Source organism: Agrobacterium sp. DKPNP3, from assembly GCF_052686535.1.
In genome coordinates this window covers 1-14,053 of sequence record NZ_JBQYSN010000004.1, presented here as the reverse complement: position 1 = coordinate 14,053, position 14,053 = coordinate 1, and the positions used below count along the sequence as shown (strand labels likewise).

The window sequence follows — 14,053 nt, the reverse complement described above, 5'->3', positions numbered from 1 at the left end:
ATCATCATCGACCACGTCGAATTTCCCGTGTCGGACGCAAAGCGTTCACTCCACTTTTACAAGGCCGCGCTCGCTCCACTTGGGTTCGATCTCGTCTTAAGTGTCGATCCAGGGCGGACCGTACACGGCGGCCCGCGTCACGGGCTTGGCCCGCATGGCTATCCCAGGTTGTGGATCCACCAGAAGGCCGGAGACAGATCGCCGGTTCACATAGCATTCGCTGCTGCAAGCCGGGAAGTTGTCGATGGCTTCTATAACGCGGCATTGGCAAACGGCGGTGCCGACAACGGACCTCCGGCGATCCGGGATCGGTATCATGCAAACTACTATGCGGCATACGTGCTCGACCCCGACGGAAACAACATCGAAGCAGTCTGCCAATCTCATTGACCGTTCGGGGACCGCCCCACCCACGGCGAACCCAGTGGTGGGGCGGAGGTTTTGATTGTGAGTTGCACCTGTTACGGCCTCAAAAGCAATCGTGACGTTAAATCAAGCCCTTGCTTAGGCTGCCGATCTCGTGCTGAGGGAGTTTGTAATAACACGGTCGGTGGTTCTGATCTGTTCAGGCGACACGATCGGCTCTCGCATTTGCTTTTAAAACGAGGGTTTGTCTGCGATAGAGTTGAGAAAGGACTCCAACTCTTCAATACTGGCCATGACAGAACCAAATTCGGGCGGCGTCCCAAATATCATGGCGGACATTCTCTCATAGTCTGATGCGAGTTTTTTGCGCATCTCAGGCGTGGGGACCAGCCGAAAACTACCGGGAACGGCTCGATCATATCGATGGTCTGGTGCGCGAAACATTAGCTCTTTATGCCGGCGGCAAGCCTCAGCAAGGTCAAGCATCGACGCAGTGGCCTTGCCGTAGTCGGGATTCGTCCAGATTTGATGAACATCGTAATAGTGGCGCGAGTATCGATTGAGGTCGGGAACTTTCAGCGCAGGACTATCCTGCAGGCTTCGCTTTTCGGTCATCTCGGTCATAGCGTGAAGGATCAGAGCTTTCTCCCAGAAAGTGCGCTCTGGCTTGACGGTCGTTACATTCTGGGCCGTCAGGTCAGTGCCCTTTGGCATTTCCGAGGCAACGTATGGAATGATCTCTCGCGTCTCGGCCGGAACCGGATCCGGGCGTGCCCCGCCTTCGATGCGCACTGCCGCTTCGACATAACCGCCGCTCGTGTCGAAGACGCTTTTGTATCCCAGAACCAGCACGTCGAGCGCCTCCTTCTTTCGGTAGAGATCATATCCGAAATCGAGCGAAAAATGTCCCGATTGGGTCTTTTCCTCGACCGCAGCGATTTCCTCACCAAGCAAACGCTTGAGCGGTCCAGACATGTAATGGCGTGCTGCCTCGTCCACCTGCTCGGCCAGAGCCTTCTGCTGTTGATTGACGGAGGGGAGGGCTGCGATATCGGCTTCGAGCGGAACTTTCAGATCTGCCTTATAGATGCCGATATCGATATCTTCAGAAAAACGCTTTATCAGGCCATATGCCTTGCTGAGGCTGGTGCCGCCCTTAAAATAAAGGCCGATAGCATCGTCCCCGCGCCGGTTGAACAGGAAGTCCAGTATCCAGCAGACGTACAGATCCTTCTCGATATTTTCGGCCCGCGTCTCCAGGTCGGACGCAGGGGCGGAAAACAGTGCTCGCTGCTCGTCAGCGGTTGAGCGAAGGATATCAATGAAACTCTGGCGCATGTTCATCCAATCCCCCGCGGCCCGGCGGAGTGTTTCCGTCTTCCTGGAGTGGCGGGTCGGCGGTTATCGTCTCCACAGCCTGGTACATCCAGGCTGGGATGGCGTGAATGTTTTCGCGCAGATCTTCGACGATCGGCTGCCTGTATGGGCTTCGTGCCAGGTAGCGGACGATACCATCGACAACAGTTTCCAGATTGGATCGCTCGTCACGAAACCAATGGAGAGCTTGGATCACTCGCATTGCCGGCCGGCCCGCCCAAAAAGCGGTCTTTGCCGAGATACGCTTGAAGTCCAAGATGTAGATCACGGGCTTCGTGGCGTCCGCATCCCCGGCATTGGCCTCGATCTCGATGGTTCGGGGATATGTGTCCGCATAGATTATTGACCTGGCGGGGACGGCGGTTGTCAGGCCAAGATCATTGGCAGCCGTCATGCCATCGACGCAAACACGAAGCTTGTCACGTCGCGCGATTGCATCGATGAATGAGGCCCGTGGCGGAAACACCATCTTCCCTGTCAGTTGGCTGACAGCTGGCTTGTCGTAAAGACCACGATGAGGGCGGCGGATGTCGCCGCGATTGGTCAGCCTCTGCAGCGCCTTTTCGACGGCGTTCGGTGTTGCGATATCCAAGAAGTCGGAGCGCGACCAAACCCCGGAAGGCGCCGCGTCAGCGATTCTTTGGTGAATGCGTTCCAAAGTGTCAGATGTGGGATCCGGCATGGGTGCCCTCATTGTGTCCAAAAATTATATACAAAAATTGGTCAATAATGGCAACTCGCGCACTACTGACCAATTTTTATATCAAAACATTGGTCAGTCAGCCGGCTAGGCTTTTATATTGTGAGGTGGATGTCTTTCCAACGGATGCAAAGCCGGCGCAGACAGATTACTGAAGCAGCTGCGCCTTGATCGCCTGTCCGACAATGGTCAACTGCAGCACCGGTTCGCCGCGGATGAAGCTCTCCTCGACCAGTTCCATCTTTTCCAGTCGCTCGACAAGCCTCTCCGACAGCCGCTTGTCACCCACCAGCCAGCCCCTGCCCACCTTCCGCTGTCGCCGGAAGAAAGCAATTGCTCGAAGCGCTTCTTCTTGCGTCCGGGTCAGATTGCCTATTGCCGCGACGGCGGCGGGATGGTCTGCCGTATTGTTCATGGTCTCCGCCCCCCGGTTTCGTTTGACGGGTTATCGGCTGCGGGCCACTCGTTGGCCGGTTCTTCTATCGGTTCATCCGCGGGATCAGGGTCGTGATCATAGGCGAGCTGTCGCTTTGCCAGAACGTCCTGAAGCGTCTCTACGACACGCGCTGTTCCGTGTCCCTCATTTGCGAAACGATCGATGATCTCAGCGACGGCATCATCCAACTGCTGAAACAGTCGTTCCTGATTTTCAGATCTATCACTCATGAAAAATCCTCCTGATCAGCCACCGACACGGCGCTGCTGCCAATCCTTGTATGGCGCCATAAGCTGGCCCGGAAACCGTTCCTCGATCGCCGTCTCCACCAAAGCGATCTGAGCGAATACATCGCTGTCATCACGATCTTCAGGACGAACACCCTCGCTTGCTTCTTCAAGCGTCTTCATCAGCCCAAACACCTCCTCGTCCGTCATCGCCGCCAGACGGTCCGCGAACTCCACGGCGTCGAAATCTTGCATACCGACACTCCTTTGTTTCTCTATCGGACATCGCCAGTGGTGGGCCTGGAAACGACCGCACCAACATGTCCTCGAGATATGCTAATCATCATCCAGTTCAATCCAGACCGGCGCGTGATCGCTGGTGTGCTCCCAGGCCCGCGCGAACTTGTCGACGCTGCAGGTCTGCAGTCTTTCCCGTAGCGATGGGCTCAGCAGGAAGTGGTCGATGCGCAGCCCGGCATCGCGTGCGAAGGCGTTGCGGAAATACTTCCAGAACGTGTAGATCCGCTCCTCCGGATGCAACAGCCGGATGGCGTCCGTCCAGCCCATGGCAATGAGTTCGGCATAAGCTGCGCGCACCTCAGGCCGAAACAGGGCGTCATCCCGCCAGCGCTCCGGTTTATAGACGTCGAGATCGGTTGGCATCACATTGAAATCGCCGACCAGAGCCACAGGAACATCGAGTTCGAAGAGCTCCGCGGCGTAGGAATGCAGTCGCTCAAACCAGCGGAGTTTGTAGTCGAATTTCGGCCCAGGTGCTGGGTTGCCGTTCGGAAGATACAGACAGCCAATGACGATGCCATCAATAGCAGCCTCGATATAGCGGCTGTGGCTGTCGTCGGGATCTCCCGGCAGTCCGCGTCGTATCTCGAGCGGCTCCTGATCCCTGGCAAGGATTGCCACGCCATTCCAGGATTTCTGGCCGTGCCAGATCGCACCGTAGCCTGCGCGCTCGATCTCGCGGCGCGGGAATTTGTCGTTTGGCGCCTTCAATTCCTGCAGGCAGACGACATCAGGCTTTGCCTCGGCGAGCCAGCGGAGCAAAACCTCCAGCCGGCCATTGATCCCATTGACATTGTAGGTAGCGAGCTTCACCGGCGTTTCCGTCAGTGCTTGCGATCACCCTTGTCGCCCTGACCCGGTTTCGCATCATGCTTCGCGTCGTGGCGAGCATCGGCCGACAGCGAGCGGGAGACGTCGACATTCTCCTTGAATTTCCCCTCCTTGTCACGGCGGACATAACGCTTGTCAGTTCCCGTATCGATAAGTTCGCGTTTGCTCATAGCAGTGCTCCTTCAGGTTCGCTCCATGAAGAAACGCGTGTGACCAGGAAAAGATGCACGGGGATCAAGAGACTAGCGCAGACTCGCAAAACGAGTGGGCATTATCGCGCTAAGTCCTTGAAAATTGATTCGTTTCGACTCGGAACAATTACATGCTGATTCGCTTGAATCGCATTGGTTGTGTCAGGAGTTCTGCGTCATGGTTGCCCCGAGAGCGAATTGGAAAGGCTTCATCAAATACGGAGAGGTCGCTTGTCCGGTGGCGCTGTACACCGCAGCGTCATCTTCGGAACGGATCGCTTTCAACACGCTGAACCGCAAGACCGGAAACCGGGTCAAGCGCGAGTTCGTTGACAGCGAGACCGGCGATCCGGTCGAACGTGACGAGCAGGTCAAAGGATACGAGGTCGAAAACGGCCAATACATCATCCTTGAGCCCGAGGAGGTCGCGGCCGCCGTGCCTGACAGCGACAAAACGCTCAAGATCGATGCCTTCATCCCCTGCCACGAGATCGACGACGTCTATTTCGACAAGCCATACTACCTGGCGCCGGACAAGATGGGCACGGATGCTTTTCTGCTTTTGCGCGACGGCATGAAGAAAGCCAAGGTGGCCGCGATTGCCCGGACCGTTCTCTTTCGCCGCGTTCGAACCGTCCTCATTCGTCCGCATGGCGAAGGGCTGATCGCCACAACGCTGAACTTCGATTACGAGGTGCGCTCCTCTCAGGAGGCGTTCGAGGAACTACCCGATCTGAAGATCGAAGGCGAAATGCTGGATTTGGCCGAGCACATCATTGGCACCAAGAAAGGAAGCTTTGATGCCAGTGCATTCGATGATCGCTACGAAGCTGCCGTCGCCGAGCTGGTGAAGGCGAAGATCGAGGGTAGGGCGCTTCCGAAGAAAAAGGCGCCGGCGGCGTCGAAACCCAGCGATCTTCTGCAGGCACTCAGAGAAAGTGCCGGCATTGGTGGAAAAAAGGCGGAGCCGAAACGGAGTGCGGCCAATGCCAACAAGGGCACGGCGCGCCAGAAGGCCGCCAAACCTGCCGCTGCCAAAACCAAGTCCGCGGCGTCGCAGACCCGCCGCGCCGGTTGATCGGAGGAGAACATGGCTGTCCGTCCCTATTGGAAAGGCTACCTCAAGCTATCGCTCGTCACGTGCCCGGTGCAGATGATGCCGGCGACCTCCGAAAGCGAGAAGGTTCGTTTCCACACCCTCAATCGCGAGACCCAGAACCGTGTCGTCAGCCACTATGTCGACAGCGTCACCGGCAAAGAGGTCAAAGACGAAGATGAGGTCAAAGGCTACCAGCGTGGCGAGGACGAATACATTATGCTGGAGGACGAGGAGCTGGAGAACGTTGCGCTCGACAGCACCAAGACGATCGACATCTACACATTCACCCCGCGCGACAGCGTGGAATGGATTTGGCTCGACACGCCGTATTACCTATCGCCCAACGATCCGGTCGGACAGGAGGCGTTCTCCGTCATTCGCGATGCGATGGAAGCGCAGGACATGGTTGGCATCTCGCGGCTGGTGATCTCGCGCCGGGAACGCGCGGTCATGCTGGAGCCACGCGGCAAGGGTATTGTCCTTTGGACTTTGCGCTACGGGGATGAAGTCCGAGATGAAGACTCCTATTTTGCGGGCATCGACGACGACGAGACGGCGGACAGCGAGATGATGCCCCTGGTACAGCAACTGATCAAGAAGCAGACGCAGCACTGGGACCCGAAGATGGTCATTGACCCGGTGCAGGACCGGCTTCTCGACATCATTGCCGCCAAGAAGAAGGCGCTGAAAAAGCCGGCCAGGGCGAAACTGTCCGCGCCGGCAAAGTCGACGCCGAGCAACGTCATCAACATCATGGACGCTCTGAAAAAGTCGGTCGCCGCTGAGACCCGGTCGAGCAAATGAAGCGACGCGCGAAACCGCTCCTACAGGACGACGGGCTTTCTGCAAAATCGCAGCCGCGCCGCAAGCGCGATCCGGCGCAGCCGAACCTTCCATTCGATGCGATGCCCGATCGGGTTGAGCCATGCCTGGCCTTGCTCAAGCCAGCTCCACCGAGCGGTCCCGATTGGACTTTTGAGATCAAGTGGGATGGCTATCGGCTGGCCGTGCACATCGAGCCGAAAGGCGTGCGAATTATTACCCGCGGCGGCCATGACTGGACACACCGGTTTCCTGCGATCGCGGCAGCTGCCAAAGAGCTCGGAGTCGGGACTGCCATTCTGGATGGCGAAGCTGTTGTGCTCGGTGCGCAGGGCAGGTCCGACTTCGGAGCGCTGCAACGCTCGCTTGGCGGACGCGGCGGCAAACGAGCTTCGAGCGAAGCCGTGCTCTTCGCCTTCGACCTGTTATACTTCGACGGGCACGATCTGACGAAGACCGAGCTGTCAGCCCGCCGACATCTTTTGACAGATCTGTTGGATGGTGCGGTTGGAGCGATCCAGCTTTCCGAGGAGGTGGAGGGTGACGGCGGCGAACTCCTCGAAACCGCCTGTTCTCTCGGGCTGGAGGGAATCATCGCCAAACACCGGGATCGTCCATACCGATCCGGCCGGACGGGCGACTGGCTGAAGATCAAGTGTGTGCAGAGTGAGAGCTTCATGATCGTCGGCTACGAGCAGTCCGCGGTCGCGCGCGGCGGGATTGGCAGTCTGCTGCTGGCTGCGAGACGTGGACAGGACTGGGTTTATGTTGGCGCGGTAGGAACCGGGTTCAAGGAAAAGGACGCGGCGTACCTGAAGAAGACCCTGGATACGCTGAAGACCAGAACACCGGTCGTGCCGCTCAAGGGCAAGAACTATGTCTTCGCGCAGCCGACGCTGATTGCCAAGATCGAGTTCCGTGGCTGGACCGACGACGGCAATCTGCGGCACGCATCTTACAAAGGACTGCGTGAGATCCAGGACAATGCCGCTGTTTATGAACTCGACTGAGCAGGAAATTCAGCGCGTCGGCGAGGCCTTAAATTTTTTCGGCTGGTGCTCTTGAACCCTAAATCCTCAAAAAGCAAATCGATTGCCGCCAGCCGCTGATAAAGGGCTGGCCTTGCTGGAAGCACCGAGTTTCGGCGCTTCTGTACCCATGTTGCTTCAAGGAGGATATGGCTATGGCAACATCTTACGACTACCCACCTCTCTTCCGCTCGAGCGTCGGCTTCGACCGGGTCTTCAATCTCCTCGAAAATGCCCAGCGTGCCCGCTCGATTAGTGATTGGCCGCCCTATGACATCGTCAAGACCGCCGATGACAGCTACCGGATTTCGGTCGCGGTCGCAGGTTTCGCCCGAGATGATCTCGACATCACCTTCCAGTCCAATCTGCCGACAGTCACCGGCAAAAAGCAGGAGACGGCATCCGAAGGCTACCTGCATCGCGGCATTGCCGGACGTCCATTTGAACACCGGTTCGAGCTTGCCGACCATGTCAGGGTAAATGGCGCCGACTTAAACAACGGTCTTTTGTCGATCGATCTCGTTCGTGAGATCCCGGAGGCGTTGAAGCCGCGCAAGATCGACATCCATACGGATCCGGCCCTCGTGCAGTCGACCGCCCCGGTGCAGATCGAGGCGCAAAAGGCCGCTTGACTGAAACTTTGGAGAAGGGCGCCGCTAGCCGCGGCGCCCTATCGCACATTCCGGGTTGGGAAGGAGAGAGACAATGAAACCCGATATGTTCAGAGAACCTGTAATCATCCTGATCGGTCTTGGCTTTCCCGCTAAGGTCCGCACGGTTATGGACGCCTACCGGCATCTCGTCGAATGGCCAGCATCAATGCGCGACACGGCTTTTTCGGTGGCGCTGAAGGCCTGTGGCGCAGCCCTGCGCGGCGAGATCGAAGCGGAGACCGCACGCGGCCTGTTCGCAGCTTTCGCTGAGAAGCACGATCTACTGGCACCGGAGACCGATGTCATCGCCGCTTCCAGTCGCCGGCACGACAAAGATCCGCACGTTCGCTAGGGAGGCGGACATGCACCAGATTTTGCAGCAGGCCGCGAGCAATGCCGCGGCGGTGGGTCCGACGATCCTGCTACAGGGCATGCAGATTGAGCGGCCGCTTGACGTGGTGAAAGCGACTGGTCTCACTGTGGACGACAAACGGACCATACTGGCGGCATGGGCTTCAGATTACTATGCGTTGGATTCCACGCCGGCGTTCCGCCGTATTCCTGGAACGCCGAAGCCGGTTTCCATCGATGAGCTTCAGGCTGCCCTTCGAGCGCTTGACCGGCGCTATGGCTTCTGACGACAGCGATCTTAGGCAGCCTGTTTCATCGACTTCGCCAATCGTTTGATGGCCTGCTCCAACGAACGCTGGCCATCGCAATAATCCTGCCAGGCGCTGGTCTTCTGGAGGAGCGCTGGCACGGTGCGGATGGTGAAGCGTTTCGGGTCGAGATCGGCCTTCACCTGGCTCCACGTGAGAGGCATCGACACGGTGGCGCCGGGCCTTGCGCGTGGTGACAAGGGTGCAACCGCCGTCGCCATCCGGTCATTGCGCAGGTAGTCGAGGAAGATGCGGCCAATGCGTTGGTTCTTGGCCATCTTGATAAGGTAGAGGTCCGGGTTCTCGCGTGCCATCTGTTGAGAGACATCGTGTGCAAAACCCTTCGCCTCGGGCCAAGAGAGCTTCTTGCCCTTCGCTACCGCGAGCGGCGTGACGACATGCAGGCCCTTGCCGCCGGTGGTCTTGCAGAAGCTGACGAGGCCGAGTTCCTCTAGCCGGTCGCGCATTTCCCTTGCGGCTTCGACGACCGTGGAGAAGGGGACGTCCGGACCCGGATCAAGGTCGAACACGAGCCGGCCCGGCACTTCCGGCTGGTGCGGTTCGCAATTCCAGGGATGCAGTTCGACGCCGCCGATCTGGGCAATGGCGGCAAGGCCCTCGACGCGATCGATCTGCAGATAAGGTTTCTTGTCTCCGAACACGTTGACCAGTTCCAGCAGGTTCGACGTTCCCGGCATTGCGTGCCGCTGGAAGAATTGCTCACCGCCAATGCCGTCAGGCGTCCGGATGATCGAGCATGGCCTCCCCCTGATGTGGTCGATCAGCCACGGTCCGACGGTCTCGTAATAGCGGGCCAAATCTTCCTTGGTCACCGGCTCTCCGTCATTGGCATCGGGCCAGAGGGGCTTGTCCGGGCTGGAGATCATCACGCCCATCACCTCGGCCTTGGCGTTTTTGCCGCGTGCCGGCCTTGATGGCTTTGACTTGGCCGGCGTCGGGGTGTCGGTCTTTGCCGGCGATGCCGGCTTTTCTGCCTCGACTTCGTGTGCAGGCTTGTCCTCGCGCAATCCCTTGAACGCCGCCTGGCGGACGAGACCATCCGCAGTCCAGCCGGCGAACTGGATCTCGGCGACCAGTTCGGGTTTGACCCAGACCACGTTGGGATCCTTCTTTGGGGCGCCGATCCCGGTAAAGGGCGACTCTGATGTTTCCAGTTCCTTGAGCCTCGGCAAGATCGTATCGACCGTTTCGGCGCCGTAGCCGGTTCCAACCCGGCCGACATAAACGAAGTGACCACCCCTGAAGACGCCGACCAAAAGTGAGCGAAACTTGCCGTTGGTCTTGGCATAGGCGCCGATCACGACTTCATGGCCAGCACGGCATTTGGACTTCGCCCAAGTCTCGGTGCGGCCCGATTGATAGAGCGCGTCTGCCTGTTTCGAGACAATGCCTTCTAGTGAGAGCTTGCATGCCGATTTGAGGACCGCATCGCCTCCGGTTTCGAAATGTTCGACGAACCGCAAGCGTGGATCCTCACCGACATCATCAAGCAGTGTCTGCAGGCGTTCCTTCCGCTCGGTGAGCGGCAGTTGCCGCAGGTCTTCACCGTCCTCGAACAGCAAGTCGAAGGCGAAATAGACCAGTTGGTCGGTCTTGCCTTCCGACAGCGCCGCCTGAAGTCCGGCGCGCCGTTTTCGTCGAGGGCGCAGATCTCCCCGTCGATGATGGCATCAGGCAAGCTTGCGGCCGATGTCGCAATCGCCGGATATTTTCCCGTCCAGTCCAGCCCTTTGCGGGTCTTCAGCGTCACCTCGCCGTTTTCGACGCGCGCCTGAATGCGATAGCCGTCGAACTTGATCTCGTGGATCCAGCCATCGGCCGAAGGCGGGCGTTCCAGCGTTTCGCAAAGCTGCGGCGGTATGAACTCCGGCATCGCGGACTTTGCCGGCTTTTTCGGCGCCGGCTTCCGCTTTGCCTTTGTGTCCGCGGCACGTTCGTCTGCCGCCAGTCCATGATTGCTGTCCCAAACGGCATCCGCCTGAACGTCGCCGCTCTGCACCATGAACGGTTTTGGCTTCCTGCCCTTGCCGGCGGCGATCGCCTCCAAGGTTCGGCCGGAGGCGACGGACGTCGCGTTGTCCTCAAGCACCGCACCACCATCCTCCTCGACTGAGAAGTCGTCATGATGCTTGATCAGCAGCCAATTCGTCCGCTTGCCGCCGTCGCGGTTATTGCGCATCCGCACCAGCACAAAGCTGCCATGCAGCCGCTCTCCCTCTAGTGTGAACTTGAAATCCCCTTTGGCGAGGGCCTGCTCCGGCGTCTTGTTGCCTTCCGGCTCCCAATAGCCCCGATCCCAGAGCATGACAGTCCCGCCGCCATACTGGCCTTTCGGAATAGTCCCCTCGAAGTCGCCGTAGTCCAACGGATGGTCTTCGACCTCGACTGCCAAGCGCTTGTCGTGCGGATCAAGAGACGGTCCCTTGGTGACAGCCCAGGACTTGAAGACGCCATCGAGTTCGAGCCGCAAGTCGTAATGCAGCCGCGTTGCGTCATGTTTCTGAATAACGAAGCGCCTGCGGTTCGACGCCTTCAGCTTCGCTGCGCCGCTCGGCTCCTGCGTCTTTTGAAAATCGCGCTTCTGCTTGTAGGTCGAGAGCTTGTCGCTGGCCATGGCAGTCCCCGGTACAAATCCGCCTCCCGCCTCCGATGAGGGCGGGATGAGGCCCGGCCGGACAGGTTGGACGCTCGACTGCCGTTTCGTTGGCCGCGATGAGAAACCGGAAAAACCATCGCGTTCGTCATCCCTGCCACGTCCGGTTGACACGGCCTGGAACCTCGACAGTGAAAAGCGTCCAGGCGTGATTTAGTTCCAACCAACACCGTAAGCGGCTCAGCTTTTCGCGGAGGGTTGAAACTGTCGGTCAACATAGCCGTTTCCTCAGCATGAGCGACAAGCAATCAACGGAGAATGTCGAAGCTACGCCAGGAGAGACGGTGTCCTTTCCGTTCGACCGCATGACTGTCGAGCAATTTCGGACGCGTTTCCCCAGGGCGCGGTGGAGCGACACCCGGAAGGCATGGTTCGTGCCAGGCAAGACTGCCGCACGACGTGTTGGGCGCTGGCTTGCCGAACTCGAAGCAGAGGCTGATGCGTTCGCCGACGCAAAGGGCAGGGATGCATTCGAGTTCGACCCGATCGAGAGCTGCTATCTTGCACTCGGAAAAGCGGGCTTCCTGATCAGGACGCCCTATTCGCGCACGGTCGTCGACGAACTGCGCGAAATCCCCTATTCGCGGTGGGATGGTGGCCAGAAGACCTGGCACGTCCCCTACCGTTCATATGAAGAGCTTCGCAGCCACTGGCCGGCAATCGAGGAGGCGGCGAGAAGGAATGAGCCTGAGGAACGGCGGCGTCGAGCTGAAGCCCGGAAAGGCTAGGAAGAGGAGGCGAAGTCGAAACGACGCTCGGCTGAGCGGAAAAGGCGGCGATACCCTCTGGCAAGCGACGACCTTCCTCCTTTGGACCGTGTCGTCGGCATTCAATATGGCCTGGTAATCTTCACTGAGATCACCGGGGAACTTGTCGATCCAGAGGCGATGGCAGAATTCTATCCGGGCGTCACGGAAGATCACGTCTGGGGGCTGTGGCGCAAGCCGAGGTTGGACAAACTCGTACGCACATGGCCTGCGAAGGTAGCACACGCGGAAGGCGCCGAGTGGTGGCACCCGACCATAGAAGAGCTTCGACCAGTCCGGCGGGCCGCTCGCCGGGGAGAAGACAGAAAACTTCGCAACAACGGCGCACCTTGAGAGTGTCACGTTCACTGAAGCGAAAGGAGATTATAATGGCAGACGACAGCACCGTTACCATCCGCGCGAGTTTCTCAACGCGTGAGGCGGCCGACCTGGCGGTCGAACATCTCGTTCAACAGCAGGGCGTGTCGCGGCCCGACATCTTCGTACAGTCGGCCACGAGTGAAAACACATCCGGTTCGCGCGCATCCGGTGGAGACGCCTCGCACGCCGATGGGACCCGCCATGACGGCGCACTCGACGGCGACATTGAGGTCTCGGTCGACATCACTGCTGATCAAATCGCGGCCGTTCAACGCATTTTCGGCGATGTCGGAGCGATGAGGGTTTCGAAGGGGTGAGAAGGACGGGGAGACTCCGGGCAGCGCACCGTCCGCGCGACCGTCATCGTCATTGATCTGGCAGTTACGTGATTTTTTCGATGTCACAGGTGATAATAAAGGCGGGCGGCAAGAGCCGGCCGGACTTGTCCTTACTGAGCTTGTTTAAACATCAGCTCGGTCATCTTCGCATCATCCGCCTTCGCCCCCGTGTCGTCGCCGGACGCCCGCCGGGCTGCGGCGCGAAAGCCATAGAGTCCTGAATCATTCGGAGAAAGTTTTATGGCGGCGTCGAAGTCAACAAGAGCCTTAGCGGTGTCGCCATTGTTGAAGTGAGCAAGGCCGCGGTTGGTCAACGCATGTACAGAATGAGGATCGTGCCCAAGCGCTTGATTGAGGTCGGCCAGGGCCCGTGCCGGCTCCCCAAGCCAGCTCAGGATCGAGGCACGGGTGACAAGGAACTCCGCGTGGGAGGGGGCGATGCGAATGGCCTCATCGAGATCCTTTAAGGCAGCCGGGAGATTACGCGCATAGAGAAGGTTTGCCTTTCCACGGCGCCAGTAAGCATCAGCGGAGCCGGGGGACAGCTCGATTGCGCGGGCATAGTCGGCCAAGGCCCGTTCGTATTTGTCGTCTTGCCCTGGCGCTTCAAAGTCCGCGCGGTCGAGAAGCGCGTCAACCAGCGCGTCGCCCTGAAGGCCTGAGGCCTCCACCAGCCGGTCGCAGGCCGCCCGTGACTGCTCATAATCTTGAAGGATCGAATTTGCGTCGGCTTCAGGCAGCACGGACGCTTCTGCACTTCCCGCACGGCAGAGCCGCCGAAGCTCCGGCGTGGACACGGTCGCAACTGGCGGCATTGGCTGCGAACGAAGACCGCTTGCGACGGTCACGAGGCAAACTGCGGCGATGGCAAATGCGGCAAAGGATCGAAAGAGCATTATGATCCGACGTTAATTCAAAGGGGTACCGGGCCGATCATCACACCGTAAAAACAATTGCGAAAGTCAAAATAGTTAGAGTCTTGATTCGTCTCGGCATTTTTTCCGGTGTGTAAGTTTTGGCGAAATTGCCATTTTGAATCTCTCGACTCTTTGGGGTCAGAACAAGAGCAGTCCGAAATCGTACGCTAAGGCCGAACGAAGCATGAACAATGCCGTAGATTAGATCTTGGGCATTGGATCTCTGTGGATTGCCATCGATATTCGCTGGTTTTGATTTCTGTGTCCGGCCCGACTCGACAACGCTAAGCGCAGATTAGTTATGAATC

At 58.7% G+C, this 14,053-nt stretch carries 16 protein-coding genes and 2 pseudogenes; 9 read left to right on the top strand and 9 right to left on the bottom strand.

The annotated features are described in order from the left end of the window. The first annotated feature begins 3 nt into the window (after window positions 1-3). On the top strand, window positions 4-390 hold the full coding sequence (locus ACUTJJ_RS02000; protein ID WP_445541182.1) for a VOC family protein: 387 nt from the start codon (window positions 4-6) through the stop codon (window positions 388-390). 207 nt (window positions 391-597) lie between these two features. Here the strand turns inward: ACUTJJ_RS02000 and ACUTJJ_RS01995 are convergent, their stop codons facing one another. From ACUTJJ_RS01995 to ACUTJJ_RS01965, 7 genes are all read right to left on the bottom strand, one after another. Beyond that, window positions 598-1,704: a nucleotidyl transferase AbiEii/AbiGii toxin family protein gene (locus ACUTJJ_RS01995; protein WP_445541181.1), complete on the bottom strand. Its 1,107-nt coding sequence runs from the start codon at window positions 1,702-1,704 to the stop codon at window positions 598-600. Continuing rightward, window positions 1,685-2,425, bottom strand: coding sequence for a DUF6088 family protein (locus tag ACUTJJ_RS01990; RefSeq protein WP_445541116.1), 741 nt, complete (start codon window positions 2,423-2,425; stop codon window positions 1,685-1,687). Before ACUTJJ_RS01990 ends, ACUTJJ_RS01995 begins: the two co-directional genes overlap by 20 nt. Before the next feature lie 166 nt (window positions 2,426-2,591). Beyond that, a complete protein-coding gene (locus ACUTJJ_RS01985; RefSeq protein WP_445541115.1) occupies window positions 2,592-2,858 on the bottom strand; it encodes a hypothetical protein in 267 nt (88 codons plus the stop codon). Then, window positions 2,855-3,109 carry a hypothetical protein gene (locus ACUTJJ_RS01980; RefSeq protein ID WP_445541114.1) on the bottom strand — a complete coding sequence of 85 codons (255 nt, stop codon included), beginning with the start codon at window positions 3,107-3,109 and terminating at the stop codon, window positions 2,855-2,857. Before ACUTJJ_RS01980 ends, ACUTJJ_RS01985 begins: the two co-directional genes overlap by 4 nt. A 15-nt stretch (window positions 3,110-3,124) precedes the next feature. After that, window positions 3,125-3,361, bottom strand: a complete 237-nt coding sequence (locus tag ACUTJJ_RS01975; protein ID WP_445541113.1) for a hypothetical protein — start codon at window positions 3,359-3,361, stop codon at window positions 3,125-3,127. 81 nt (window positions 3,362-3,442) lie between these two features. Beyond that, window positions 3,443-4,219, bottom strand: a complete 777-nt coding sequence (gene xth, locus ACUTJJ_RS01970; RefSeq protein WP_445541112.1) for an exodeoxyribonuclease III — start codon at window positions 4,217-4,219, stop codon at window positions 3,443-3,445. An 11-nt stretch (window positions 4,220-4,230) separates the two neighbouring features. Next, entirely contained in the window at window positions 4,231-4,407 is a 177-nt protein-coding gene (locus tag ACUTJJ_RS01965) for a hypothetical protein (protein ID WP_445541111.1), read from the bottom strand. Window positions 4,408-4,606: 199 nt separating this feature from the next. Between ACUTJJ_RS01965 and ku (ACUTJJ_RS01960) the strand changes: the two genes are divergently transcribed. The 6 genes from ku (ACUTJJ_RS01960) (at window position 4,607) to ACUTJJ_RS01935 (ending at window position 8,668) form a co-directional block, all read left to right on the top strand. Next, entirely contained in the window at window positions 4,607-5,506 is a 900-nt protein-coding gene (gene ku, locus ACUTJJ_RS01960; RefSeq protein ID WP_445541110.1) for a non-homologous end joining protein Ku, read from the top strand. Between the two features lie 12 nt (window positions 5,507-5,518). Further along, complete coding sequence (gene ku / locus ACUTJJ_RS01955; RefSeq protein ID WP_445541109.1) at window positions 5,519-6,331, top strand: non-homologous end joining protein Ku; 813 nt, start codon at window positions 5,519-5,521, stop codon at window positions 6,329-6,331. After that, a complete protein-coding gene (ligD, locus tag ACUTJJ_RS01950; protein ID WP_445541108.1) occupies window positions 6,328-7,359 on the top strand; it encodes a non-homologous end-joining DNA ligase in 1,032 nt (343 codons plus the stop codon). The genes ku (ACUTJJ_RS01955) and ligD (ACUTJJ_RS01950) overlap by 4 nt, the downstream gene beginning before the upstream one ends. Window positions 7,360-7,532: 173 nt before the next feature. Next, window positions 7,533-8,009, top strand: coding sequence for an Hsp20 family protein (locus tag ACUTJJ_RS01945; RefSeq protein ID WP_445541107.1), 477 nt, complete (start codon window positions 7,533-7,535; stop codon window positions 8,007-8,009). Between the two features lie 73 nt (window positions 8,010-8,082). Beyond that, the gene (locus tag ACUTJJ_RS01940; RefSeq protein WP_445541106.1) at window positions 8,083-8,382 is read left to right on the top strand and encodes a DUF982 domain-containing protein; all 300 of its coding nucleotides are present in this window, start codon (window positions 8,083-8,085) and stop codon (window positions 8,380-8,382) included. Window positions 8,383-8,392: 10 nt separating this feature from the next. Continuing rightward, the gene (locus ACUTJJ_RS01935) at window positions 8,393-8,668 is read left to right on the top strand and encodes a hypothetical protein (protein ID WP_445541105.1); all 276 of its coding nucleotides are present in this window, start codon (window positions 8,393-8,395) and stop codon (window positions 8,666-8,668) included. Window positions 8,669-8,679: 11 nt separating this feature from the next. On the opposite strand, the pseudogene ligD (ACUTJJ_RS01930) reads toward ACUTJJ_RS01935, so the two are convergent. Beyond that, window positions 8,680-11,324: pseudogene (gene ligD / locus ACUTJJ_RS01930) on the bottom strand (DNA ligase D). A gap of 272 nt (window positions 11,325-11,596) precedes the next feature. Here ligD (ACUTJJ_RS01930) and ACUTJJ_RS01925 point away from each other — a divergent pair. Together ACUTJJ_RS01925 and ACUTJJ_RS01920 are read left to right on the top strand one after the other, a co-directional pair. Further along, window positions 11,597-12,463: pseudogene (locus ACUTJJ_RS01925) on the top strand (hypothetical protein). Between the two features lie 35 nt (window positions 12,464-12,498). After that, window positions 12,499-12,807 carry a hypothetical protein gene (locus tag ACUTJJ_RS01920; protein WP_445541104.1) on the top strand — a complete coding sequence of 103 codons (309 nt, stop codon included), beginning with the start codon at window positions 12,499-12,501 and terminating at the stop codon, window positions 12,805-12,807. 131 nt (window positions 12,808-12,938) lie between these two features. On the opposite strand, the gene ACUTJJ_RS01915 is transcribed toward ACUTJJ_RS01920, so the two are convergent. Further along, a complete protein-coding gene (locus tag ACUTJJ_RS01915) occupies window positions 12,939-13,571 on the bottom strand; it encodes a tetratricopeptide repeat protein (protein ID WP_445541103.1) in 633 nt (210 codons plus the stop codon). Window positions 13,572-14,053 lie beyond the last annotated feature (482 nt).

Coding starts and splice junctions, on each gene's coding strand:
- ACUTJJ_RS01995 (WP_445541181.1), bottom strand. CDS start 1,704: ATGCGCCAGAGTTTCATTGATATCCTTCGCTCAACCGCTGACGAGCAG.
- ACUTJJ_RS01990 (WP_445541116.1), bottom strand. CDS start 2,425: ATGCCGGATCCCACATCTGACACTTTGGAACGCATTCACCAAAGAATC.
- ACUTJJ_RS01985 (WP_445541115.1), bottom strand. CDS start 2,858: ATGAACAATACGGCAGACCATCCCGCCGCCGTCGCGGCAATAGGCAAT.
- ACUTJJ_RS01980 (WP_445541114.1), bottom strand. CDS start 3,109: ATGAGTGATAGATCTGAAAATCAGGAACGACTGTTTCAGCAGTTGGAT.
- ACUTJJ_RS01975 (WP_445541113.1), bottom strand. CDS start 3,361: ATGCAAGATTTCGACGCCGTGGAGTTCGCGGACCGTCTGGCGGCGATG.
- ACUTJJ_RS01965 (WP_445541111.1), bottom strand. CDS start 4,407: ATGAGCAAACGCGAACTTATCGATACGGGAACTGACAAGCGTTATGTC.
- ku (WP_445541110.1), top strand. CDS start 4,607: ATGGTTGCCCCGAGAGCGAATTGGAAAGGCTTCATCAAATACGGAGAG.
- ku (WP_445541109.1), top strand. CDS start 5,519: ATGGCTGTCCGTCCCTATTGGAAAGGCTACCTCAAGCTATCGCTCGTC.
- ligD (WP_445541108.1), top strand. CDS start 6,328: ATGAAGCGACGCGCGAAACCGCTCCTACAGGACGACGGGCTTTCTGCA.
- ACUTJJ_RS01945 (WP_445541107.1), top strand. CDS start 7,533: ATGGCAACATCTTACGACTACCCACCTCTCTTCCGCTCGAGCGTCGGC.
- ACUTJJ_RS01940 (WP_445541106.1), top strand. CDS start 8,083: ATGAAACCCGATATGTTCAGAGAACCTGTAATCATCCTGATCGGTCTT.
- ACUTJJ_RS01935 (WP_445541105.1), top strand. CDS start 8,393: ATGCACCAGATTTTGCAGCAGGCCGCGAGCAATGCCGCGGCGGTGGGT.
- ACUTJJ_RS01920 (WP_445541104.1), top strand. CDS start 12,499: ATGGCAGACGACAGCACCGTTACCATCCGCGCGAGTTTCTCAACGCGT.